Genomic DNA, 23053 nt, shown 5'->3' on the forward strand with positions numbered 1-23053 from the left:
ATCATTCTTACAGCCCCATGTTCTTTTTCCCTCGCCTGCAGGGTTCATCTATCCATGATCAAGACGCTCCGCCCACTATTGCTCGCCGGCCTGCTCCTGCCACTCGCCCTGCCCAGCCAGGCCGCCGCCGTCAACACCAGCTTGCCAGCCAAGGTGCAGCAGGCCCTCAAGACCAACAAGCTGCAGGACTCCGCCCTGTCCCTGGTGATGCTGCCGCTCAACGGCCCCGGCACCGCGACCGTGTTCAATGCCGACGTCTCGGTGAACCCGGCCTCGACCATGAAACTGGTCACCACCTACGCCGCGCTCGAGCTGCTGGGCCCCACCTTCCAGTGGAAGACCGAGTTCTACACCGACGGCACCCTGAGCAACGGGGTGCTCAACGGCAACCTCTACCTCAAGGGCGGCGGTGACCCCAAGCTGAACATGGAAAAACTCTGGCTGCTGATGCGCGACCTGCGCGCCAACGGCGTGCGCACCGTGACCGGCGACCTGGTCCTTGACCGCAGCCATTTCGTGCAGCCCAACCTGCCACAGTTCAATGACGACGGCGGCGACGACAACAAGCCGTTCCTGGTCAAGCCCGATTCGCTGCTGGTCAACCTCAAGGCGCTGCGCTTCGTTGCCCGCAACGACGGCGGCAAGGTCACGGTGGCGGTCGAACCGCCGATCGCCAGCATCCGCATCGACAACCAGGTCAAGGCCGTGGCGGGCAAGCAGTGCACCGGCGAAGTGCGCTACAACCCGGTGACCCAGGCCGACGGCGTCAGCGTGACGGTCAGCGGCCAACTGGCCGAAGGCTGCAACTCGCAGACTTACCTGTCGCTGCTGGACCACCCGACCTATGCCGCCGGAGCCGTGCGGGCCATCTGGAACGAGCTGGGCGGCAGCATTCAGGGCGCCGACCGCATCGAGAACGTGCCCAAGAGCGCCCGCCTGCTGGCCCGGGCCTTCTCGCCGGACCTGGTCGAGGTGATCCGCGACATCAACAAGTACAGCAACAACACCATGGCCCAGCAGCTGTTCCTCAGCCTCGGCGCGCAGTTCCGTACCGACGCCGATGGCGACGATGCCCGTGCCGCCCAGCGCGTGGTGCGTCAGTGGCTGGCGAAGAAAGGCATCACCGCGCCGCACCTGGTGATGGAGAACGGCTCGGGCCTGTCCCGCGCCGAACGGGTCAGCACTCGCGAGATGGCCGCACTGCTGCAGGCTGCCTGGAACAGCCCGTACGCCGCCGAATTCATCAGCTCCATGCCACTGGTGGGGATGGATGGCACCATGCGCAAGCGCCTCAAGCGCACAGCCATGAGCGGCGAGGCCCATATCAAGACCGGCACCCTCAATACCGTCCGCGCGATCGCTGGTTTCAGCCGCGACAGCAATGGCAACACCTGGGCGGTCGCAGCCATCCTCAACGACCCCAAACCCTGGGGTGCCTCGCAGGTGCTGGACCAGGTATTGCTGGACCTCTACCGGCAACCGAAGCTGGCCAACGGCACGGCGGGCATCGCGCCCTGATGCCGGCCTGAACGGCTTGCACGAGCAAACGACAAAGGGGCGCATGGCGCCCCTTTGTCGTATCTGCCTGCGTTTAACTCATCACAGGCTGCGCCCCTACAGTTACAACGCTTGGCGTCAAAGCGGCGCGCATCCTGTGGGAGCGGCGGTTCGCCGCTGCGATTTACCCGCGAACACCGGCAGAGCCGGTGCCATCCATCGCGCCGCCTGCTTCGCGGTGGTCCGGCACTCCGGTAAACCCGCTCCCACAGGAATTGCGCCGCTCCAACAGACAGGCAAAAAAAAGCCCGCCAGTGTGAGAGCGGGCAAGGACCTACGAAGATTCTTCTAGCGACCAACTAGCTTCCACGATAGGTCGAGTAGCTGTACGGCGAGATCAAGAGCGGCACATGGTAGTGCTCTTGCTGCTCGTCGATGCCAAAGCGCAGCACGACAACGTCAAGGAACGCCGCGGCGGGCAGTTGCACGCCGCGAGCGCGGTAATAATCGCCAGCGCTGAACTGCAGCTGGTAAACGCCGGTGCGATAGTCGTCACCCTGCAACAGCGGTGCGTCGACGCGGCCATCGCTGTTGGTCAGCACGGTGTTGATCAACTCCAGCTGCTGGCCTTCGACACGGTACAGCTCAACCTTGATCGAGCTGCCCGGGCAGCCATGCGCGGCGTCCAGTACGTGTGTGGTCAAACGTCCCATTTGCTTGTCGCCTCTTGTCGTATGCGTGGGCAAAAAATACACGGCATGCACCGGGCACGGGGGCCAGCGGTGTGCGGGAATGACGCCATTAAGACAGTTTCTCAAAAAATTGTACACAATTTTTTAAACCCTTCTCCCAGCCCGCCCGCTCACCCCCTGAAAACAAGCCACCAATCGCAAAGACAGGCAGCAAGCAGGGGTCAACGTCATTAGCTGACCAATCAGGCAGGTTTCTTGCAAGCTGCTTCAGGGCGACAAATGGGAAGAAATGCGGAAAAACAGGCTTACAAAGTATTTAAGAAGTTGTATACAATCAGCCCATCCGGTGGTGCGACATCCCGACGCGGCCCGCCCACCAACCGCACTAACGTACAAGAAGGAAGACTGCAGTGAGCGCTGACTACCCTCGCGACCTGATCGGTTACGGCAACAACCCACCTCATCCGCAATGGCCGGGGAATGCCCGCATTGCACTGTCCTTCGTGCTCAATTACGAAGAAGGTGGCGAGCGCAACATCCTGCACGGCGACAAAGAGTCCGAGGCCTTCCTGTCTGAAATGGTTGCCGCCCAGCCGCTGCAGGGCCAACGCAACATGAGCATGGAATCGCTCTATGAATACGGCAGCCGCGCCGGTGTATGGCGCCTGCTCAAGCTGTTCAAGGACAGCGGCGTGCCGCTGACCGTCTTCGCCGTGGCCATGGCCGCCCAGCGCCACCCCGACGTGATCCGTGCCATGGCCGAGGCCGGCCACGAGATCTGCAGCCACGGCTACCGCTGGATCGACTACCAGAACATGGAAGAAGCGCAAGAGCGCGAGCACATGCTCGAAGCCATCCGCATCCTCACCGAACTGACCGGCGAGCGCCCGGTGGGCTGGTACACCGGCCGCACCGGCCCGAACACCCGGCGCCTGGTGATGGAGGAAGGCGGCTTCCTCTACGACAGCGACACCTACGACGACGACCTGCCCTACTGGGAACCGAACAACCCGACCGGCAAGCCGCACCTGGTGATCCCCTACACCCTGGACACCAACGACATGCGCTTCACCCAGGTACAGGGTTTCAACTGCGGCGAGCAGTTCTTCCAGTACCTCAAGGACGCCTTTGACGTGCTGTACGCCGAAGGCGCCGAAGCCCCGAAAATGCTCTCCATCGGCCTGCACTGCCGCCTGGTCGGCCGCCCGGCGCGGCTGGCTGCGCTCAAGCGCTTCGTCGATTACGCCAAGAGCCATGAGCAGGTCTGGTTCGCCCGTCGCGTGGACATCGCCCGCCACTGGCACGCCACCCACCCGTACAAGAAAGAGAACGCCTGATGACCGCCTTCAAGACCCTCAAACCGTCCAGCCTGGACCGCGCCGCCTTCGTCGAAGCCTTCGCCGACATCTACGAGCACTCGCCGTGGGTCGCCGAAAAAGCCTACGACCTCGGCCAACTGGCTGAACTGGACGAGATCGAAGCGCTGCATCAGCGCATGAGCGACATCCTGCTCAGCGCCAACCACAGCGACCAACTGGCCCTGATCAACGCTCACCCGGACCTGGCCGGCAAAGCCGCCGTACAGGGCGAGTTGACCGAATCGAGCACCAACGAGCAGGCCGGCGCCGGTATCCACCAGTGCACCGCCGAAGAGTTCGCCCGTTTCACCGAACTGAACGACGCCTACAAAGCCAAGTTCCAGTTCCCGTTCATCATGGCGGTCAAGGGCAGCAACCGGCACCAGATCCTCGCCTCCTTCGAAAAACGCATCCACAACGACAAGGATGCCGAGTTCAAGGAAGCCCTGGCGCAGATCAACCTGATCGCCCTGTTCCGCCTGCTGCAGCTTTGAGGATTGTGCCCAGGCCTGGCCCGAGTGCGTGACGCGTCCGTACCCAGGGCCAGGCCTGACCCGCCAGTCCACCCAAATCAAGAACAACGAACATAGAAGAGATAACCGCATGCGCACCCTGATGATCGAGCCCCTGACCAAAGAAGCCTTCGCCCCGTTCGGAGATGTGATCGAAACCGACGGCAGCGACCACTTCATGATCAACAACGGCTCGACCATGCGCTTCCACAAGCTCGCCACGGTCGAGACCGCCGAGCCTGAGGACAAGGCGATCATCAGCATCTTCCGCGCCGACGCGCTGGAAATGCCGCTGACCGTGCGCATGCTGGAACGCCATCCGCTGGGCAGCCAGGCTTTCATCCCGCTGCTCGGCAACCCCTTTCTGATCGTGGTCGCGCCAGTTGGCGATGCACCTGTATCAGGCTTGGTCCGCGCCTTCCGCAGCAACGGCAGGCAGGGCATCAATTACCATCGCGGCGTTTGGCACCACCCGGTGCTTACGATCGAAAAGCGGGATGATTTCCTGGTGGTTGATCGCAGTGGTTCTGGCAACAACTGCGATGAGCATTACTTCCCCGAGGAACAGATGCTGATCCTCAATCCCCACCAATAAGAAAGGGTCGGTCATCTATGTGGTGACCGGCGAGAGGTAAATACTGTGGAAGCACACCTTCACGAATGGCTGAACCTGAGCATTCGCTGGGTTCACATGATCACCGGCGTCGCCTGGATCGGTGCATCGTTCTACTTCGTCTGGCTGGAGAACCACCTGAACCGAAGCAACCCGCGCGATGGGTTGTCGGGTGACCTTTGGGCCATCCACGGTGGCGGTATCTACCACCTGGAAAAATACAAGCTCGCGCCACCGAAAATGCCCGAGAACCTGCACTGGTTCAAATGGGAAGCCTACTTCACCTGGATGTCCGGGATCGCCTTGCTGTGCGTGGTGTTCTACTGGAACCCGGCCCTGTACCTGCTGGCCCCCGGCAGCACCCTGAGCGGTGCCGAAGGCGTGGCCATCGGTATCGGTTCGCTGATCGCCGGCTGGTTCGTCTACGACTTCCTCTGCGACTCGCCCCTGGGCAAGAAACCGGCCCTGCTGGGTGGCGTGCTGTTCGTGCTGATCATCGCCGCATGCTGGGGCTTCAGCCTGGTGTTCAGCGGCCGCGGCGCCTACCTGCACACCGGCGCGATCATCGGCACCATCATGGTCGGTAACGTGTTCCGCATCATCATGCCGGCCCAGCGCCAGCTGGTGGCGGCCATCGAGAACAACCAGACCCCCGACCCGGTACTGCCGGCCAAGGGCCTGCTGCGCTCGCGCCACAACAACTACTTCACCCTGCCGGTGCTGTTCATCATGATCAGCAACCACTTCCCGAGCACCTACGGTAGCCAGTACAACTGGCTGATCCTGGCCGGGATCGCGGTGGCCGCGGTACTGATCCGTCACTACTTCAACACCCGCCACGACAGCAACAAGTACGCCTGGACCCTGCCTGTCGGCGCCCTGGCGATGATCTGCCTGGCCTACGTGACCGGCCCCAAGCCGCTGCCGACCGCCCCTGAGCAGGCCGCCGCCAAGGTCGAGTACCAGCCGCTGCCGGCCACGGCCGTGGGTGGCAAGACCGCCGCCGAGCTGCGCGCCGAGGAGGCTGCAAAGCCTGCCGAAGCACCTGCCGCAGCACCTGCCCAGGCCAGCGCCCAGGCAGCCACCGGCGGTTTCGACAAGATCCACAACGTCATCCAGGAACGCTGCACCGTGTGCCACTCGTCCAAGCCGACCAGCCCACTGTTCAGCGCCGCCCCTGCCGGCGTGATGTTCGACACCCCGCAGCAGATCCAGGCCCAGGCCGCGCGCATTCAAGCGCAGGCCGTCGCCAGCCAGATCATGCCGCTGGGCAACATCACCCAGATGACCGTTGAAGAACGCAAGCTGGTCGGCGACTGGATCGCCAAAGGCGCCCAGGTCAACTGATCCAACCCGCAACTGTGTGGGAGCGGCGGTGCGACGTTTCGACTTGACCCGCGATGAGGCCGGCAATCCCGGCCTCAGCTTCACGATCTACGCAACAAGCAAGCATCGAGCGTTCGATTTCAAGCGGGAACCTCAGGTCGCCTTCATCGGGCCTGCCGCTTGAAGCCGACGCTTGGATCCGAGAATAAAAACAAAACTCGAGGTGCTGCATGTCCGAGTCACCCAAGGCGTACATTCCTGTTGCGCCGCCACGACAGCCCCTGCCCCTGTTCCAGCTGATCCTGGTGGGTTTGCAACACGTTCTGCTGATGTACGGTGGCGCCATTGCCGTGCCGCTGATCATCGGCCAGGCCGCCGGCCTGTCCCGCGAGGAAGTCGCCTTCCTGATCAACGCCGACCTCTTGGTCGCCGGCGTTGCCACCATCATCCAATCCTTCGGTATCGGCCCGGTCGGCATCCGCATGCCAGTCATGATGGGCGCCAGCTTCGCCGCCGTCGGCAGCATGGTGGCCATGGCCGGCATGCCGGGCGTCGGTTTGCAGGGGATCTTCGGCGCGACCATCGCCGCCGGGTTCTTCGGCATGCTGATCGCGCCGTTCATGTCCAAGGTCGTGCGTTTCTTCCCACCCCTGGTGACCGGCACGGTCATCACCTCCATTGGCCTGTCGCTGTTCCCGGTGGCGGTCAACTGGGCCGGTGGTGGCCATGAAGCCGAGACCTTCGGCTCGCCGATCTACCTGATGGTCGCCGCCCTGGTGCTGTCGGTGATCCTGCTGATCAACCGCTTCATGCGCGGTTTCTGGGTAAACGTTTCGGTGCTGGTGGGCATGGGCCTGGGTTACATCCTCGCCGGCTCCATCGGCATGGTCGACCTGTCCGGCCTGAACGAGGCGCCCTGGCTGCAGGTGGTCACCCCCCTGCACTTCGGCATGCCGACCTTCAGCCTGGCGCCGATCCTGTCGATGTGCCTGGTGGTGGTGATCATCTTCGTCGAATCCACCGGCATGTTCCTCGCCCTGGGCAAGGTCACCGACCGTGAAGTCACCCCGGGGATGCTCCGTCGCGGCCTGCTGTGCGACGCCGGGGCATCGTTCATCGCCGGGTTCTTCAACACCTTCACCCACTCCTCGTTCGCCCAGAACATCGGCCTGGTGCAGATGACCGGGGTGCGCTGCCGTTACGTCACGGTGATGGCCGGCGGGTTGCTGATCCTGCTCAGCCTGCTGCCCAAGGCGGCCTTCCTGATCGCCTCGATCCCGCCTGCTGTACTGGGCGGCGCATCCATCGCCATGTTCGGCATGGTCACCGCCACCGGGATCAAGATCCTCCAGGAAGCGGACATCTCCGACCGTCGCAACCAGCTGCTGGTTGCGGTCAGCGTCGGCCTGGGCCTGATCCCCGTGGTTCGCCCGGAGTTCTTCGCGCAGATGCCGCACTGGATGGAACCCATCACCCACAGTGGCATTGCCATGGCCACCCTCAGCGCCCTGGTGCTGAACCTGCTGTTCAACATCCTCGGTGGCGCTGATCGCGCCGCGCACAACGACGCCTGCCACCAGCATTGAGGACCAGGGGCGGCAGCGTTTGCCGCCCCGCTTACCACCTGCAGTAACCGCACGACCGTCGGCCCGCCGGAATGGGCCGCCCGGGGCGCCTGCGCGCCGAAAAAACCGCCAACAAAAACAATAAGTCCGGGAAACACAACATGAAGCGCATCACTTCCTCGCTGTTGCTGGGCAGCAGCCTGCTGGCCACCCTCCCCTCCCACGCCGGCGAATGGCTGCAGTGGCACGGCGAAAGCCTGACCTACCTGTATGGCAAGGATTTCAAGGTCAACCCCGATATCCAGCAGACCATCACCTTCGAGCACGCCAACAAGTGGAAGTACGGCGACACCTTCCTGTTCGTCGACAAGATCTTCTACAACGGCAAGCCCGACCCGAGCAAAGGCGTGACCACCTACTACGGCGAGTTCAGCCCGCGCCTGTCGTTCGGCAAGATCCTCGACCGCAACCTGGGCTTCGGCCCGGTCAAGGATGTGCTGCTGGCCATGACCTACGAACGCGGCGAAGGCGACAACGAGGCCTACCTGATCGGCCCCGGCTTCGACCTGAACGTTCCCGGCTTCAACTACTTCACCCTGAACTTCTACCTGCGCAACACCGAAGGCAGCCGCCCGGGCGACAACGTCTGGCAGATCACCCCCGGTTGGTCCTACACCATTCCCGTGGGCCGCTCCGACATTCTGATCGATGGCTACATGGACTGGGTCACCGACAACGACCAGACCCGCCGTGGCACCTACCATTCCAACCTGCACTTCAACCCACAGGTCAAATACGACCTGGGCAAGGCCCTGAACCTGGGTGCCAAGCAGCTTTACGTGGGCTTCGAGTACAGCTACTGGAAGGACAAATACGGCATCGACAGCCGCGGCAACCTGGAAAGCAATCAGAGCGTCGCCAGTGCCCTGATCAAGGTCCACTTCTGATAACCTGACCAAACGCACAACTTTGTAACACCGTGCTCCAGGACGGAGCACTTGAGGACCGGCGCGCAAGCCAGTAATCTGCGCGCCCCCTCGATCGGGGCAGGAAGGATCCTGCCCACGTTTGCTGACCGCTCAGTCAATTAATTCGGGCGGTTGGTCAACGTGTTGCCAGCCTGAAAGAACCATGTTCATCCGTTCAGCAAGACGTCGAGCAGGATGGTTGTGGCCAACCCGGAAAAGTTGGCGCAGCTCTTGCCAAACAGCTGTGGCCAATCGAAAAAAGCTGACTCAAAAGACAAAAAACAGCGCCCGAGCGCTGACAACAGATCCAATCAAGGGAGCGACACACGCAATGCGCATCATCAATAGCCTGATCCTCGCTGGCGGCCTGCTGGCCTGTGGCGCCAGCCAAGCCGGTGACCTGCTGCAGTGGCAGAACAACAGCCTGACCTACCTGTGGGGCAAGAACTTCAAGGTCAACCCCGAAATCCAGCAGACGGTGACCTTCGAGCACGCCGATGCCTGGAAGTACGGCGACAACTTCTTCTTCCTCGACAAGATCTTCTACCAGGGCAAGAAGGACGCCAGTAACGGCCCGAACACCTACTACGGCGAGTTCAGCCCACGCCTGTCGTTCGGCAAGATCTTCGACCAGAAGATCGAGTTCGGCCCGGTCAAGGACGTGCTGCTGGCCATGACCTACGAGTTCGGCGAGGGTGACACCGAGTCCTACCTGATCGGCCCAGGCTTCGACCTGGCCATCCCGGGCTTCGACTACTTCCAGCTGAACTTCTACCAGCGCACCACCGACGGCAGCCGCCCGGGCGACAACGTCTGGCAGATCACCCCGGTGTGGTCCTACACCATCCCTGTGGGTTCGTCCGACGTGCTGATCGACGGCTTCATGGACTGGGTGGTGGACAACGACGAGAACCGTCGCGGCACCTACCAGGCCAACCTGCACTTCAACCCGCAGATCAAGTACGACCTGGGTAAAGCGCTGCACCTGGGTGAGAAGCAGCTGTACGTCGGTATCGAGTACGACTACTGGAAGAACAAGTACGGCATCAAGGACAGCGACGCCTTCACCACCGACCAGAACACCGCCAGCCTGTTGGTGAAAGTGCACTTCTGATGACTGAAACGAAACAGCGCCTCTAATTGAGGCGCTGTTTCGTTAGAGCATGTAGGAATAAACCTACATATAACTCAGCCTTTTCTTACTTTTGAAAAACCTGTCCTGTAAATCAATATCAGCATTATTGGCAAAACCACGCCTACCGCCAACAAACCAGCCTCAACCTGAGCGTGGTCAAGCACCCGCCAGATATCCAGCATCAGCATGAATCCATTGATCAGCAGCGCCACGCCAAACATGGCGCAACACCTGAGCAACGCCCCGACGCCCACGCCACTCATCAGGAACCACAGGCCCAGCACGCCCCAGGCCAGCGCGGTGAGCAGGTATAGCGCAAGATGATAGGCATCGTAGGTCAACACATTGCCAAACATGTTTAGCCCTCGCCATTATTGAAAAAGAATGGCCTGAACTATAAAGGTGAAAATTCACTCAGCATACAGCGAAATTTTGACAAAACTTTTGCAAACACTCCGATACCCTGCCTGCTTTCCTGCACCCAATAAGGACATAGGCAGAACTCATGCGTGCACCTCTCGCCGCCCCCTGGCGCTTCCTCATACTTTTGTGTTCTACCTGGTTCGGCGTTTTTCTGCTGACCCGATTGGTCCTGTTGCTGGCTCACGCAGACGAGTTCAGCGGTAACTACTTCGCGGTATTTTTCACCGGCGCGCTGTACGACCTCAGTTTCCTCATCTATGCCGCCCTGCCGCTGGGCCTCTACCTGGCCCTGTGCCCAGCGTCGCTGTGGCGCACCCGGGCACACCGCTGGTTGATGCAGGGCGTGCTGGCCGTCAGCCTGTTCGTGATGCTGTTCGTCGCCGTGGCCGAATGGCTGTTCTGGGACGAGTTCGGCGTGCGCTTCAACTTCATCGCCGTCGACTACCTGGTGTATTCCAAGGAAGTGCTGGACAACATCCGCGAGTCGTACCCCCTGCCAACGCTGTTCGGCAGCCTCGCGGTGGCTGCCGTGGTGCTCTGCCTGCTGCTGCGCAAGCCACTGCTCGGCGCACTGTCCGCAGCGCCTGCCAACGGGCGCCAGCGCCTGGCCGGCGTTGCCGTGCTGGCGGTACTGTGCGGCGCCTCGGTACTGATCATCGACCAGCAGTTCCCGCGCAACCCGGATGGCAACGCCTACCAGCGCGAGCTGTCCAGCAACGGCCCATACCAGTTCTTCGCTGCCTTTCGCAACAACGAGCTGGACTACACCCAGTTCTACGCCACCCTCGGCGCCGATGACGTCGGTGCCCAGATGCACCACGAACTGGCCGCCGCCAATGCCCGCTTCGACCTGCGCGAGCCCCAGGACATCCGCCGCCACATCAGCGCCAGTGGCCCGCAGCGCACGCCCAACATCATCCTGGTGACCATCGAAAGCTTCAGCGCCAAGTACATGGGCAGCAACGGCGACCCGCGCAACCTCACGCCCAACCTCGACGTGCTGCGCAAGCAGAGCCTGTATTTCAACAATTTCTACGCCACCGGCACGCGCACCGACCGTGGCCTGGAAGCCATCACCCTGTCGATCCCGCCCACCCCCGGGCGCTCGATCGTCAAGCGCATCGGCCGCGAAAGCGGCTACGCCAGCCTTGGCCAGCAATTGGCGGCCGTGGGTTACGACGCGGTCTACGTCTATGGCGGGCGCGGCTACTTCGACAACATGAACGCGTTCTTCAGCGGCAACGGCTATCGCATCGTCGACCAGAGCAGCGTCGATGAAAGCGAAATCAGCTTCAAGAATGCCTGGGGCATGGCCGACGAAGACCTGTATCGCCAGGCGATCAAGCTGGCCGATGCCGACCACGCCACGCAAAAGCCGTTCTTCCTGCAGTTGATGACCACCTCCAACCACCGCCCTTACACCTACCCCGAGGGGCGTATCGACATCCCCTCAGGTGACGGTCGCGAAGGTGCGGTGAAGTACACCGACTACGCCATCGACCAGTTCCTGCAACAGGCCCGCAAAAAGCCCTGGTTCGACAATACCCTGTTCATTTTCGTCGCCGACCACACAGCCGGTAGCGCCGGCAAAGAGGACCTGCCGGTCGCCAACTATCAGATTCCGCTGTGGATCTATGCACCGAAGATGATCGAACCGGCCGAGAACCCGACCCTGGCCAGCCAGATCGACCTGGCGCCGACCCTGCTCGGCCTGCTCAACCTGAGCTACACCTCGACCTTCTTCGGCCGCGACCTGCTCAAGGGCGACGACTTGCCACCCCGGGTACTGATCGGCAACTACCAGCACCTGGGCCTGTACGACGGCAAGGACCTGGCGATCCTCAGCCCACGCGGCGGCCTGCGGATTCACCAGGATGCCCTGGGCAACAGCCATGAGACCACGGTGGGCGTGGACAACCCGCTGATCCGCCGGGCCATTGCCTACTACCAGAGCGCGGCCTACGGCTTCAGCCAGAACCTGCTGAGCTGGCGCCCGCAGGAGAAGCGCGTCACGGTCAGCCCCTGACCGCGTGCCATAGCTTCGATGCAGCGCTGACCAGCGCCAGCACCACGGCCCCGGCGACCACGCCGGCCACGCCGTTGAGCAAGGCGCCGGTCAGCGCCCCGCCCCGGCCTTCGGCGAAGGCCTCGATGGCGTGATGCAGCGGCGCAATGCCATGCACCAGGATGCCGCCGCCGACCAGGAACATGGCCGCGGTACCAATCACCGACAGGCTCTTCATCAGGTATGGCGCCGCGCGCAGGATGCCGTTGCCGACGGCACGGGTGACGCTCGAGGCCTTCTTGCTCATCCACAGCCCGAGGTCATCGAGTTTGACGATGCCGCCGACCAGGCCATACACACCTATGGTCATGACAATGGCGATGCCCGACAGCACGATGATCTGCTGGGTCAGCGGCGCATCGGCGACGGTGCCCAGGGTGATGGCGATGATCTCGGCGGAGAGGATGAAGTCGGTGCGCACCGCACCCTTGATCTTGTCCTTCTCGAAGGCCACCAGGTCGACATTGGCATCGGCTACGGCTGCTTTACGCGCCTCGTGCTGCGCCTCGTCCTCTTCCTTGCCGTGCAGGAACTTGTGCGCCAGCTTCTCGAACCCCTCGAAGCACAGGTAGGCGCCACCGACCATCAGCAGCGGCGTCACCGCCCACGGGATGAACGCGCTGATCAAAAGCGCCGCCGGCACCAGGATCGCCTTGTTGACCATCGAGCCCTTGGCCACTGCCCAGACCACCGGGATCTCGCGCTCGGCGCGCACGCCGGAAACCTGCTGGGCATTGAGCGCCAGGTCGTCACCGAGCACGCCGGCGGTCTTTTTCGCCGCGACCTTGGTCATCAGCGAGACATCGTCGAGTACCGTGGCGATGTCGTCGATCAGTACCAGTAGACTGCTTCCTGCCATGTTTGCCTGTATCCCGTGGTTTGAGTGCTGCGGATTCTAGCCGAAAGTCGCTGCCTTGAGCGCCCGTCGGGGCGGGTGCTACCATGCCGGACCCCTCACGGAGGGGGCCATACACGAGGAAGACCCCCGACAATGAGCACCATTCGCGAGCGCAACAAGGAACTGATCCTGCGCGCGGCCAGTGAAGAATTCGCCGACAAGGGCTTCGCCGCCACCAAGACCAGCGATATCGCGGCCAAGGCCGGCCTGCCCAAGCCGAACGTGTACTACTACTTCAAGTCGAAGGAAAACCTCTACCGCGAGGTGCTCGAGAGCATCATCGCGCCGATCATGCAGGCTTCGACGCCGTTCAGCGCCGATGGCGACCCCAAGGAAGTGCTGAGCGCCTATATCCGCTCGAAGATCCTCATTTCCCGCGACCTGCCCCACGCCTCGAAAGTGTTCGCCAGCGAGATCATGCACGGCGCGCCGCACCTGTCGCCGCGCCAGGTCGAGCAGCTCAACGAGCAGGCCCGGCACAACATCGAGTGCATCCAGCGCTGGATCGACCGCGGGCAGATCGCCCACGTCGACCCGCACCACCTGATGTTCAGCATCTGGGCGGCGACACAGACCTACGCGGATTTCGATTGGCAGATTGCCGTGGTGACGGGGAAGGCCAAATTGGCCGACAGTGACTACGATGCGGCGGCCGAAACCATCATTCGCCTGGTGTTGAAGGGCTGCGAGCCCGAGGCGGCCTGAGCCACGGCGATAGCCCATTCGCGGGTAAACCCGCTCCCACAGACTCACCACAACCTTCAGCATTGTGGTGAGCCTGTGGGAGCGGGTTTACCCGCGAATGGGCCGGTAGCGTCAATAAAGAATCAGGCAGCCACTCCGGCATCCGCCGTCAGCCCCACCTCCTCGATCGCACTGATCGCACACTGCTCGTCGATATCCGACGTATCCCCGCTGATCCCTACCGCACCCAGCACCTTGCCGTCCTGATCGCGAATCAGCACGCCACCCGGCGCCGGCACCACCGACCGCTCACCCAAGCCATTCAACGCGGCATAGAACGCCGGCCGCTGCTGCGAATCCAGCGCCAGCAGGCGCGAGCCCTTGCCCAGGGCCACTGCGCCCCAGGCCTTGCCGATGGCCACCTCCGGGCGCAGCAGGCTGGCGCCATCCTCCCGCTGCAGCGCAAGCAGGTGCCCGCCGGCATCCAGCACCGCCACGGTCAGCGGCGCTGCGTTGATGTTGCGGCCTGCTGCCAGCGCAGCGTTTACCACGCCGACGGCGACTTTAAGGGTCAATGCGTTCATGAAAAGGTCCTCTTCTTGTTGTGAGAAGCCCTGAGGGCAGTTGAAAACCGATGGGAGAATAGAACACAACAGAGATATGTTTTGTATACAATAATTTGACGCAATCGTACCAACTGCGACGAAATGCCGCTTTTCAAAGGCCCGAGCGCCAATCGGAGCCTGCCGACGAAAATGGATTGACCTTTGGGTCGAAGCGTGAATACACTCTGTCGCAAAGCAAGTTGTATACAATTACAAAATCGATGAGGCACAAACCATGAGCAAAATGAGAGCAATCGATGCAGCCGTTCTGGTCATGCGCCGTGAAGGTGTAGATACCGCGTTCGGCATTCCTGGCGCCGCGATCAACCCGCTTTACTCGGCCCTGAAAAAAGTCGGTGGCATCGATCACGTCCTCGCTCGCCACGTCGAAGGTGCCTCGCACATGGCCGAGGGCTACACCCGCGCCAACCCGGGCAACATCGGCGTATGCATCGGCACCTCCGGCCCTGCCGGCACCGACATGGTCACCGGCCTGTACAGTGCGTCGGCCGACTCCATCCCGATCCTCTGCATCACCGGCCAGGCGCCGCGTGCCCGCCTGCACAAGGAAGACTTCCAGGCCGTCGACATCACCAGCATCGTCAAGCCGGTGACCAAGTGGGCGACCACCGTGCTGGAGCCGGGCCAGGTGCCTTATGCGTTCCAGAAGGCCTTCTATGAAATGCGCACCGGCCGCCCAGGCCCTGTGCTGATCGACCTGCCGTTCGACGTGCAGATGGCCGAGATCGAATTCGACATCGACGCCTACGAGCCGCTGCCGGTCAACAAGCCGTCCGCCACCCGCGTGCAGGCCGAGAAAGCCCTGGCCCTGCTCAATGACGCCGAACGCCCACTGCTGGTAGCCGGCGGCGGCATCATCAACGCCGACGCCAGCGACAAACTGGTCGAGTTCGCCGAACTGACCGGCGTACCGGTAGTCCCGACCCTGATGGGCTGGGGCACCATCCCTGACGACCACGCACTGATGGTAGGCATGGTCGGCCTGCAGACCTCGCACCGCTACGGCAACGCGACCATGCTCAAATCCGACCTGGTATTCGGTATCGGCAACCGCTGGGCCAACCGCCACACCGGCTCCGTCGACGTCTACACCGAAGGCCGCAAGTTCGTGCACGTGGACATCGAGCCGACCCAGATCGGCCGCGTGTTCACCCCGGACCTGGGTATCGTCTCCGATGCCGGCAAGGCGCTGGACGTGTTCCTTGAAGTGGCCCGCGAGTGGAAAGCCGCCGGCAAGCTGAAGTGCCGCAAGGCCTGGCTGGAAGACTGCCAGCAGCGCAAGGCGACCCTGCAGCGCAAGACCAACTTCGACAACGTCCCGGTCAAGCCACAGCGCGTGTACCAGGAAATGAACGAAGTGTTCGGCAAGGACACCACCTACGTCAGCACCATCGGCCTGTCGCAGATCGCCGGCGCGCAGTTCCTGCACGTGTACAAGCCACGCCACTGGATCAACTGCGGCCAGGCCGGCCCGCTGGGCTGGACCATCCCTGCAGCCCTGGGCGTGGTCAAGGCCGACCCGAAACGCAAGGTTGTCGCGCTGTCCGGTGACTACGACTTCCAGTTCATGATCGAAGAGCTGGCAGTGGGTGCGCAGTTCAACCTGCCGTACGTCCACGTGCTGGTGAACAACGCCTACCTCGGCCTGATCCGCCAGGCGCAGCGTGGCTTCGACATGGATTACTGTGTACAACTGGCGTTCGAGAACATCAACTCCACCGACGCCGCCACCTACGGTGTCGACCACGTCGCCGTGGTCGAAGGCCTGGGCTGCAAGGCCATCCGCGTGTTCGAACCGGCCGAGATCGCCCCTGCCCTGCTCAAGGCGCAGAAGATGGCCGAAGAGTTCCGCGTACCGGTCGTGGTCGAAGTGATCCTCGAGCGTGTCACCAACATTTCCATGGGCACCGAGATCAACGCGGTCAACGAGTTCGAAGACCTCGCCCTGGTCGGCAACGACGCGCCAACCGCCATCTCGATGCTCGACTGATTGCCTGACGCCCCCGTGCACCGGCGTGCCGGGGGCCCTCATTGCAAGGAGACAACCATGCCTCGCTTCGCTGCCAACCTGTCCATGCTGTTCACCGAACAGGACTTCCTGGCCCGCTTCAAGGCCGCCGCCGATGCTGGCTTCAGCGGTGTCGAATACCTCTTCCCGTACGATTTCAGCGCCGCCGAGATCAAGCAGCAGCTCGACGCCCACGGCCTGACCCAGGTGCTGTTCAACCTGCCGGCCGGTGACTGGGCCAAGGGTGAGCGCGGCATCACCTGCCACCCGGACCGCGTCGAAGAGTTCCGCGCCGGCGTCGACAAGGCCATCGAATACGCCAAGGTGCTGGGCAACACCCAGGTCAACGCCCTGGCCGGTATCCGCCCGCAAGGCCCGGACTGCGCCACCGTACGCAAGACCTTCGTGGAAAACCTGCGCTACGCCGCCGACAAGCTCAAGGCCGCCGGGATCCGCCTGGTCATGGAAATGATCAACACCCGCGACATCCCTGGCTTCTACCTGAACACCACCCAGCAGGCCCTGGAAATCCAGGCCGAAGTGGGCAGCGACAACCTGTTCCTGCAGTACGACATCTACCACATGCAGATCATGGAAGGTGACCTGGCCCGCACCCTGGAAGCCAACCTGCCGCTGATCAACCACGTGCAGTTGGCCGACAACCCGGGCCGCCACGAACCCGGCACCGGCGAGATCAACTACCGCTTCCTGTTCGAGCACCTGGACCGCATCGGTTACCAGGGCTGGGTGGGCGCGGAGTACAAGCCCAAGACCACCACCGAGGCGGGTCTGGGTTGGCTGAAGACTCACAACGCTATCTAACGGCTGAGCGCAGGCCCCTGTTGAACACAGGACACTGTGGGAGCGGGTTTACCCGCGAACACCGGCGAAGCCGGTGCCATCCACCGCAGTGCCTGCTTCGCGGGTAAACCCGCTCCCACAGGGACCTGTACAGCCTGCTCCAGCGAGATTCAACAATTACAACGAGGTAATCTCTCATGGCTAAAATCGGTTTCATCGGCACCGGCATCATGGGCAACCCCATGGCCCAGAACCTGCAAAAAGCAGGTCACAGCATCTTCGTATCGACCCACCACGACGCAGCTCCGGCCAACCTGATCGCCGCCGGCGGCGTGGCCCTGGCCAACCCCAAGGAAGTGGCCCAGGAAGCTGAATTCATCATCGTCATGGTGCCCGACACCCCGCAGGTCGAAAGCGTCCTGTTCGGTGAAAACGGCGTTGCCGAAGGCGTGGGCCCGAACAAGGTCGTGATCGACATGAGCTCGATCTCGCCGACCGCCACCAAAGCCTTCGCCGAGAAGATCAAGGCCACCGGCGCCGCCTACCTGGACGCCCCGGTGTCCGGCGGTGAAGTCGGCGCCAAGGCCGCCACCCTGAGCATCATGGTCGGCGGCTGCCCGAAAGCCTTCGAACGCGCCCTGCCGCTGTTCGAAGCCATGGGCAAGAACATCACCCGCGTCGGCGGCAACGGTGACGGCCAGACGGCCAAGGTCGCCAACCAGATCATCGTCGCCCTGAACATCCAGGCCGTTGCCGAAGCCCTGCTGTTCGCGGCCAAGAACGGCGCGGATCCAGCCAAGGTGCGTGAGGCCCTGATGGGCGGCTTCGCCTCCTCGAAGATCCTCGAAGTACATGCCGAGCGCATGATCAAAGGCACCTTCGACCCAGGCTTCCGCATCAACCTGCACCAGAAGGACCTGAACCTGGCCCTGCAAGGCGCCAAGGAGCTGGGCATCAACCTGCCCAACACCTCCAATGCCCAGCAAGTGTTCAACACCTGCCAGGCCCTGGGCGGCGGCAACTGGGACCACTCGGCGCTGATCAAAGGCCTGGAGCACATGGCCAACTTCTCGATCCGCGACGACAAGTAAGGCCCAATCGCGGGGCAAGCCCGCTCCCACGATTAAGAGCATCAAGTGGCGTGGGAGCGGCGGTGCGCCGATGCGACTTGCCCCGCGATGAATTTCACACCGCCTGGGTGTCAGGCGGTGACCCCGAGCAACACCCGCCCCTGGTTCGGCCTGCACGGAGGCAGTTCCAGGGGCGTTTTTGATTCTGCAGAACAACAATAATCTGGGAGCCTGCCATGTCGGTCGATCCACAAAAACTCCTGCGCGAGCTGTTCGACACAGCCATCGCCGCCGCCCACCCCCGTCAGGTCCTCGAACCCTACCTGCCCGCCGACCGCAGCGGCCGGGTCATCGTCATCGGTGCAGGCAAAGCCGCCGCCGCCATGGCCGAAGTGGTCGAAAAGAGCTGGCAGGGCGAAGTCTCAGGCCTGGTCGTCACCCGCTACGGCCACGGCGCCAACTGCCAGAAGATCGAAGTGGTCGAAGCCGCCCACCCGGTCCCCGACGCCGCCGGCCTGGCCGTGGCCAAGCGCGTGCTCGAGCTGGTCAGCAACCTCACTGAAGACGACCGCGTCATCTTCCTGCTCTCCGGCGGCGGCTCGGCCCTGCTGGCCCTGCCCGCCGAAGGCCTGACCCTGGCCGACAAGCAGCAGATCAACAAGGCGCTGCTCAAGTCCGGCGCCACCATCGGCGAGATGAACTGCGTGCGCAAGCACCTCTCGGCGATCAAGGGCGGCCGCCTGGCCAAGGCCTGCTGGCCGGCAACCGTCTACACCTATGCGATTTCCGACGTACCCGGCGACCTGGCCACGGTCATCGCCTCCGGCCCTACCGTGGCCGACCCGAGCACCTCGGCCGATGCCCTGGCGATCATCAAGCGCTACAGCATCGACGCCCCCAAAGCCGTCATCGACTGGCTCAACAACCCGGCCTCCGAAACCGTCAAGGCCGACGACCCGGCGCTGGCGCGCAGCCACTTCCAGCTGATCGCCAAACCCCAGCAGTCGCTGGAGGCCGCCGCCGTGAAGGCCCGCCAGGCCGGCTTCAGCCCGCTGATCCTCGGCGACCTGGAAGGCGAGTCGCGGGAAGTGGCCAAGGTCCACGCCGGCATCGCCCGGCAGATCGTCCTGCATGGCCAGCCGCTGAAGGCCCCGTGCGTGATCCTCTCCGGCGGCGAGACCACCGTCACCGTGCGCGGCAACGGCCGCGGCGGACGCAACGCCGAGTTCCTGCTCAGCCTCACCGAAAGCCTCAAGGGCCTGCCGGGCGTGTACGCCCTGGCCGGTGACACCGACGGCATCGACGGCTCGGAAGAGAACGCCGGCGCCTACATGACCCCGGACAGCTACGCCCGCGCCGAGGCCCTGGGCCTGTCGGCCAGCGACGAGCTGGACAACAACAACGGCTACGGCTACTTCGCCGCCCTCGATGCGCTGATCGTCACCGAGCCGACCCGCACCAACGTCAACGACTTCCGCGCCATCCTGATCCTCGAGACTCCGCAATCATGACGCCTGATAAAAAAGTAAAAATCCTCGCCACCCTCGGGCCTGCGATCAAAGGCATCGATGACATCCGCCAGCTGGTCGAAGCCGGGGTGAATATCTTCCGCCTCAACTTCAGCCACGGCGAACACGCCGATCACGCCCTGCGCTATCAGTGGATCCGCGAAGTCGAGCAGCAGCTCAACTACCCGCTGGGCATCCTCATGGACCTACAGGGCCCGAAACTGCGCGTTGGCCGTTTCGCCGACGGCAAGGTGCAACTGCAGCGTGGCCAGGCCCTGCGCCTGGACCTGGACAAGACCCCGGGCGACAGCCGCCGGGTGAACCTGCCGCACCCGGAGATCATCGCCGCGCTGGAGCCCGGCATGGACCTGCTGCTCGATGACGGCAAGCTGCGCCTGCGGGTGACCGCCAAGCACGCCGACGCCATCGACACCGAAGTGCTGGCCGGCGGCGAGCTGTCCGACCGCAAGGGCGTCAACGTGCCGCAAGCGGTGCTCGACCTGTCCCCGCTCACCGACAAAGACCGCCGCGACCTCACCTTCGGCCTGGAGCTGGGCGTGGACTGGGTGGCCCTGTCGTTCGTGCAGCGCCCGGAAGACATCGTCGAGGCGCGCCAGCTGATCGGCGACCGCGCCTACCTGATGGCCAAGATCGAGAAGCCCTCGGCGGTCGAGCAACTGCAAGCCATCGCCGAGCTGTCCGACGCGATCATGGTCGCCCGTGGCGACCTGGGCGTGGAAGTACCGGCCGAGAGCGTGCCGCAGATCCAGAAAGCCATCATCGGCACCTGCCGCCAGCTGGGCAAACCGGTGGTGGTGGCCACGCAGATGCTCGAATCCATGCGCTTCTCCCCTGCCCCGACCCGCGCCGAAGTCACCGACGTGGCCAATGCCGTGGCCGAAGGTGCGGACGCGGTGATGCTGTCGGCCGAGACCGCCTCGGGTGACTACCCGCTGGAAGCGGTGCAGATGATGAGCAAGATCATCCGCCAGGTGGAGAACGGCCCGGACTACCAGGCCCAGCTCGACGTCGGCCGGCCCAAGGCCGAGGCTACCGTGTCGGATGCCATCAGCTGCGCGATCCGCCGCATCAGCGGCATCCTGCCGGTGGCGGTGCTGGTCAACTACAGCGAGTCGGGGAACTCCACCCTGCGCGCCGCCCGCGAGCGGCCACGGGCGCCGATCCTCAACCTGACGCCAAACCTCAACACCGCACGGCGCCTGAGCGTGGCCTGGGGTGTGCACTCGGTGGTCAACGACCGCCTGCGCCAGGTCGACGAGGTGGTCTCCACTGCGCTGGAGATCGCCCAGGCACAAGGCATGGCCAGCCGCGGCGACACGCTGTTGATCACCGCCGGTGTGCCTTTCGGCAAACCAGGTTCGACTAATACGCTGCGGATCGAGACCTTGGTCTGATCTGAAGAAATCGCGGGGCAAGCCCGCTCCCACGTTGCACAGCGTGGGAGCGGGCTTGCCCCGCGATGGCTGTAACCCTGAACCCGCGGAAAACCGAGGCCCAAAGAGGCCCACCGCTGACCACTCACCTTACCGACTGCCCATGTACACCAAAAATTTCGTCAACCCGTGCCCTGACTGGGCCACGGCGCTGCTCAACGGTTTCAGCCAGGTGCTGTTGCTGCGCAACCCCTTGTGCGGCCTGTGCTGCCTGCTGGCCATCCTGCTGACCGCCCCTTCGCTGGTCGGCGGCACCCTGCTCGGCGCCCTCGCCGGCCTGCTCACCGCCCAACGTCGCGGCTATGACCGCGCCGACCGCCAGGCCGGGCTGTACTGCTATAACGGTGTGCTGATCGGCATCCTGATCAGCGCCGTGCTGCCCTGGTCGGCCATCCTGCCGCCGCTGATCATCGCCGCCGGTGGGCTGTCGAGCATGCTCACCCATCAATGGCGAAAACGCGGTGGCAAGCTGCTGGTGGCCTACACCGCCCCCTTCGTGCTACTCGGCTGGGCCGCCCTGCTGCTGGCCGAACCCACCGCCAACAGCTACGTCGAGGCCGACCCGCTGTATGCCATGCTGCGCGGCATCGGGCAGATCTTCCTACTCGACAAACCGATGGCCGGGTTGCTGATCGTCATCGGGATGTACTTTGCCAACCCCTATGCGGCCACCTGGGCGGTGATCGGTTCGACCATCGGTGGCGGTGTCGCGCTGCTGGCCGGCGAGGCGCAAGGGGCCTGGCTGGGGCTGTATGGCTTCAATGCCGCACTGGTGGCCCTGGCCTTCAGTCGCCAGGGTGAGAAGCCCTGGGTGACGTTGCTGGCCATCGCCCTGGCACTGTTGCTGCAGCCGCTGTTCAACCTGCTGCCGATCGCCGGGCTGACCGCGCCGTTCGTGGTCGCCTGCTGGCTGATGCATCTGGGCAGCCACCTGGCGCAGCTCAACCAGCGCCGCAACGCGCCCCGCTTGCACAGCTGATAGCCAGCCCCTAGGCTCTGCCCATTTGCACAATGGAACGCGCCCATGGATAACCCTGCAAGCCTGCGCGAGCGGCTCTACGTCATCGTCTTCCAGACCGACACCGAAGCTGGAAGACGCTTCGATCAGATTCTCCTGCTGATCATCCTCGCCAGCCTGGTCACGGTGATCCTCGACAGCATCGACGATGTGCACCAAGGCTACGCCGGCCTGCTGGCCGCCATCGAGTGGGGCTTCACGGCGATCTTCCTTGCCGAATACATCACCCGCCTGTACTGCTCGCCCAAGCCACTGCGCTACGCCTTCAGCTTCTATGGGCTGGTGGACCTGCTGGCGATCGTGCCGGGGATCCTCGCCCTGTACTACAGCGATGCCCAGTACCTGCTGATCATCCGCGTCATCCGCATGCTGCGGATCTTCCGCGTGCTCAAGCTCAGCCCCTACCTCAAGCAGGCCCACTACCTGCTGGCGGCGCTGCAGGGCAGCAAGCAGAAGATCATCGTGTTCCTGGTCAGCGTGTCGACCCTGGTTACCGTGTTCGGCACCCTGATGTACGTGATCGAAGGCCCCGAGCATGGCTTTACCAGTATCCCCAAGGGCATCTACTGGGCCATCGTCACCCTGACCACCGTGGGCTTCGGCGACATCGTGCCGAAAACGCCGCTGGGGCAGGTGCTGTCGTCGCTGGTGATGATCATCGGTTATTCGATCATCGCCGTGCCCACCGGGATCTTTACCGCGGAGCTGGCCAATGCGCTGCGTGGGGAGCAGTTGCAGCACGACTGCCCGACCTGCGCCAAGAACCACCATGAACATGGCGCGGCGTTCTGTTCGCGGTGTGGCAATGCGTTGTTTCCCAAACATTGAGATC

Annotated in this window: 21 protein-coding genes; 17 read left to right on the plus strand and 4 right to left on the minus strand. The window is 63.3% G+C overall.

The window, feature by feature from the left end:
* The first annotated feature begins 54 nt into the window (after window positions 1-54).
* Window positions 55-1518: a D-alanyl-D-alanine carboxypeptidase/D-alanyl-D-alanine endopeptidase gene (dacB, locus tag DM373_RS10940; RefSeq protein WP_110993581.1), complete on the plus strand. Its 1464-nt coding sequence runs from the start codon at window positions 55-57 to the stop codon at window positions 1516-1518.
* 338 nt (window positions 1519-1856) lie between these two features.
* On the opposite strand, the gene uraH is transcribed toward dacB, so the two are convergent.
* Window positions 1857-2210, minus strand: a complete 354-nt coding sequence (uraH, locus tag DM373_RS10950) for a hydroxyisourate hydrolase (protein ID WP_110993583.1) — start codon at window positions 2208-2210, stop codon at window positions 1857-1859.
* A 389-nt stretch (window positions 2211-2599) separates the two neighbouring features.
* Between uraH and puuE the strand changes: the two genes are divergently transcribed.
* The 7 genes from puuE (at window position 2600) to DM373_RS10985 (ending at window position 9645) form a co-directional block, all read left to right on the plus strand.
* On the plus strand, window positions 2600-3526 hold the full coding sequence (puuE, locus tag DM373_RS10955) for an allantoinase PuuE (protein WP_110993584.1): 927 nt from the start codon (window positions 2600-2602) through the stop codon (window positions 3524-3526).
* Entirely contained in the window at window positions 3526-4041 is a 516-nt protein-coding gene (uraD, locus tag DM373_RS10960; RefSeq protein ID WP_110993585.1) for a 2-oxo-4-hydroxy-4-carboxy-5-ureidoimidazoline decarboxylase, read from the plus strand. The genes puuE and uraD overlap by 1 nt, the downstream gene beginning before the upstream one ends.
* A 109-nt stretch (window positions 4042-4150) precedes the next feature.
* Window positions 4151-4654, plus strand: a complete 504-nt coding sequence (locus DM373_RS10965) for an ureidoglycolate lyase (protein WP_046856488.1) — start codon at window positions 4151-4153, stop codon at window positions 4652-4654.
* Window positions 4655-4699: 45 nt separating this feature from the next.
* Window positions 4700-6019 (plus strand): urate hydroxylase PuuD, encoded by a 1320-nt coding sequence (locus DM373_RS10970; RefSeq protein WP_110993586.1) that lies wholly within the window; start codon window positions 4700-4702, stop codon window positions 6017-6019.
* 209 nt (window positions 6020-6228) lie between these two features.
* Window positions 6229-7584: a nucleobase:cation symporter-2 family protein gene (locus DM373_RS10975; protein WP_110993587.1), complete on the plus strand. Its 1356-nt coding sequence runs from the start codon at window positions 6229-6231 to the stop codon at window positions 7582-7584.
* Between the two features lie 140 nt (window positions 7585-7724).
* The gene (locus DM373_RS10980; protein WP_110993604.1) at window positions 7725-8510 is read left to right on the plus strand and encodes an outer membrane protein OmpK; all 786 of its coding nucleotides are present in this window, start codon (window positions 7725-7727) and stop codon (window positions 8508-8510) included.
* Between the two features lie 352 nt (window positions 8511-8862).
* Entirely contained in the window at window positions 8863-9645 is a 783-nt protein-coding gene (locus DM373_RS10985) for an outer membrane protein OmpK (protein WP_110993588.1), read from the plus strand.
* Between the two features lie 74 nt (window positions 9646-9719).
* Here DM373_RS10985 and DM373_RS10990 read toward each other — a convergent pair whose 3' ends face one another.
* Window positions 9720-10022 (minus strand): hypothetical protein, encoded by a 303-nt coding sequence (locus DM373_RS10990; RefSeq protein WP_110993589.1) that lies wholly within the window; start codon window positions 10020-10022, stop codon window positions 9720-9722.
* A 149-nt stretch (window positions 10023-10171) separates the two neighbouring features.
* Between DM373_RS10990 and DM373_RS10995 the strand changes: the two genes are divergently transcribed.
* Entirely contained in the window at window positions 10172-12115 is a 1944-nt protein-coding gene (locus tag DM373_RS10995) for an LTA synthase family protein (RefSeq protein ID WP_110993590.1), read from the plus strand.
* Here DM373_RS10995 and DM373_RS11000 read toward each other — a convergent pair.
* Window positions 12105-13013, minus strand: coding sequence for a DUF808 domain-containing protein (locus DM373_RS11000; RefSeq protein ID WP_110993591.1), 909 nt, complete (start codon window positions 13011-13013; stop codon window positions 12105-12107). The two genes, DM373_RS10995 and DM373_RS11000, sit on opposite strands and share 11 nt — an antisense overlap.
* A gap of 132 nt (window positions 13014-13145) precedes the next feature.
* Between DM373_RS11000 and DM373_RS11005 the strand changes: the two genes are divergently transcribed.
* Complete coding sequence (locus DM373_RS11005) at window positions 13146-13757, plus strand: TetR/AcrR family transcriptional regulator (protein ID WP_110993592.1); 612 nt, start codon at window positions 13146-13148, stop codon at window positions 13755-13757.
* 122 nt (window positions 13758-13879) lie between these two features.
* Here DM373_RS11005 and DM373_RS11010 read toward each other — a convergent pair whose 3' ends face one another.
* Window positions 13880-14320, minus strand: a complete 441-nt coding sequence (locus tag DM373_RS11010; RefSeq protein WP_110993593.1) for a GlcG/HbpS family heme-binding protein — start codon at window positions 14318-14320, stop codon at window positions 13880-13882.
* Window positions 14321-14576: 256 nt separating this feature from the next.
* Here DM373_RS11010 and gcl point away from each other — a divergent pair, with 256 nt between their 5' ends.
* The 7 genes from gcl to DM373_RS11045 all read left to right on the plus strand — a co-directional run bounded on the left by gcl (window position 14577) and on the right by DM373_RS11045 (window position 23049).
* Window positions 14577-16352, plus strand: a complete 1776-nt coding sequence (gene gcl, locus DM373_RS11015) for a glyoxylate carboligase (protein WP_110993594.1) — start codon at window positions 14577-14579, stop codon at window positions 16350-16352.
* Between the two features lie 57 nt (window positions 16353-16409).
* The gene (gene hyi, locus DM373_RS11020) at window positions 16410-17192 is read left to right on the plus strand and encodes a hydroxypyruvate isomerase (RefSeq protein ID WP_110993595.1); all 783 of its coding nucleotides are present in this window, start codon (window positions 16410-16412) and stop codon (window positions 17190-17192) included.
* 176 nt (window positions 17193-17368) lie between these two features.
* Window positions 17369-18262 (plus strand): 2-hydroxy-3-oxopropionate reductase, encoded by an 894-nt coding sequence (locus DM373_RS11025; protein ID WP_023631172.1) that lies wholly within the window; start codon window positions 17369-17371, stop codon window positions 18260-18262.
* 215 nt (window positions 18263-18477) lie between these two features.
* Window positions 18478-19752 (plus strand): glycerate kinase type-2 family protein, encoded by a 1275-nt coding sequence (locus DM373_RS11030; RefSeq protein WP_110993596.1) that lies wholly within the window; start codon window positions 18478-18480, stop codon window positions 19750-19752.
* Window positions 19749-21164 carry a pyruvate kinase gene (pyk, locus tag DM373_RS11035; protein WP_110993597.1) on the plus strand — a complete coding sequence of 472 codons (1416 nt, stop codon included), beginning with the start codon at window positions 19749-19751 and terminating at the stop codon, window positions 21162-21164. The genes DM373_RS11030 and pyk overlap by 4 nt, the downstream gene beginning before the upstream one ends.
* 142 nt (window positions 21165-21306) lie before the next feature.
* The gene (locus DM373_RS11040; RefSeq protein ID WP_110993598.1) at window positions 21307-22182 is read left to right on the plus strand and encodes an urea transporter; all 876 of its coding nucleotides are present in this window, start codon (window positions 21307-21309) and stop codon (window positions 22180-22182) included.
* A gap of 45 nt (window positions 22183-22227) precedes the next feature.
* A complete protein-coding gene (locus DM373_RS11045; RefSeq protein ID WP_110993599.1) occupies window positions 22228-23049 on the plus strand; it encodes an ion transporter in 822 nt (273 codons plus the stop codon).
* Window positions 23050-23053 lie beyond the last annotated feature (4 nt).

The sequence above is a fragment of the Pseudomonas sichuanensis genome, from assembly GCF_003231305.1.
Classification (GTDB): domain Bacteria; phylum Pseudomonadota; class Gammaproteobacteria; order Pseudomonadales; family Pseudomonadaceae; genus Aquipseudomonas; species Aquipseudomonas sichuanensis.

Excerpts from the sequence above, each read along its gene's own strand:
- DM373_RS11000 (WP_110993591.1), bottom strand. The coding sequence starts at position 13,013 with ATGGCAGGAAGCAGTCTACTGGTACTGATCGACGACATCGCCACGGTA.
- DM373_RS10975 (WP_110993587.1), top strand. The coding sequence starts at position 6,229 with ATGTCCGAGTCACCCAAGGCGTACATTCCTGTTGCGCCGCCACGACAG.
- gcl (WP_110993594.1), top strand. The coding sequence starts at position 14,577 with ATGAGCAAAATGAGAGCAATCGATGCAGCCGTTCTGGTCATGCGCCGT.
- uraH (WP_110993583.1), bottom strand. The coding sequence starts at position 2,210 with ATGGGACGTTTGACCACACACGTACTGGACGCCGCGCATGGCTGCCCG.
- DM373_RS11045 (WP_110993599.1), top strand. The coding sequence starts at position 22,228 with ATGGATAACCCTGCAAGCCTGCGCGAGCGGCTCTACGTCATCGTCTTC.
- DM373_RS11040 (WP_110993598.1), top strand. The coding sequence starts at position 21,307 with ATGTACACCAAAAATTTCGTCAACCCGTGCCCTGACTGGGCCACGGCG.
- DM373_RS11005 (WP_110993592.1), top strand. The coding sequence starts at position 13,146 with ATGAGCACCATTCGCGAGCGCAACAAGGAACTGATCCTGCGCGCGGCC.
- pyk (WP_110993597.1), top strand. The coding sequence starts at position 19,749 with ATGACGCCTGATAAAAAAGTAAAAATCCTCGCCACCCTCGGGCCTGCG.
- DM373_RS10985 (WP_110993588.1), top strand. The coding sequence starts at position 8,863 with ATGCGCATCATCAATAGCCTGATCCTCGCTGGCGGCCTGCTGGCCTGT.
- uraD (WP_110993585.1), top strand. The coding sequence starts at position 3,526 with ATGACCGCCTTCAAGACCCTCAAACCGTCCAGCCTGGACCGCGCCGCC.
- DM373_RS10965 (WP_046856488.1), top strand. The coding sequence starts at position 4,151 with ATGCGCACCCTGATGATCGAGCCCCTGACCAAAGAAGCCTTCGCCCCG.
- DM373_RS10995 (WP_110993590.1), top strand. The coding sequence starts at position 10,172 with ATGCGTGCACCTCTCGCCGCCCCCTGGCGCTTCCTCATACTTTTGTGT.
- DM373_RS10990 (WP_110993589.1), bottom strand. The coding sequence starts at position 10,022 with ATGTTTGGCAATGTGTTGACCTACGATGCCTATCATCTTGCGCTATAC.
- DM373_RS11030 (WP_110993596.1), top strand. The coding sequence starts at position 18,478 with ATGTCGGTCGATCCACAAAAACTCCTGCGCGAGCTGTTCGACACAGCC.
- DM373_RS11025 (WP_023631172.1), top strand. The coding sequence starts at position 17,369 with ATGGCTAAAATCGGTTTCATCGGCACCGGCATCATGGGCAACCCCATG.
- hyi (WP_110993595.1), top strand. The coding sequence starts at position 16,410 with ATGCCTCGCTTCGCTGCCAACCTGTCCATGCTGTTCACCGAACAGGAC.
- DM373_RS10980 (WP_110993604.1), top strand. The coding sequence starts at position 7,725 with ATGAAGCGCATCACTTCCTCGCTGTTGCTGGGCAGCAGCCTGCTGGCC.
- DM373_RS11010 (WP_110993593.1), bottom strand. The coding sequence starts at position 14,320 with ATGAACGCATTGACCCTTAAAGTCGCCGTCGGCGTGGTAAACGCTGCG.
- dacB (WP_110993581.1), top strand. The coding sequence starts at position 55 with ATGATCAAGACGCTCCGCCCACTATTGCTCGCCGGCCTGCTCCTGCCA.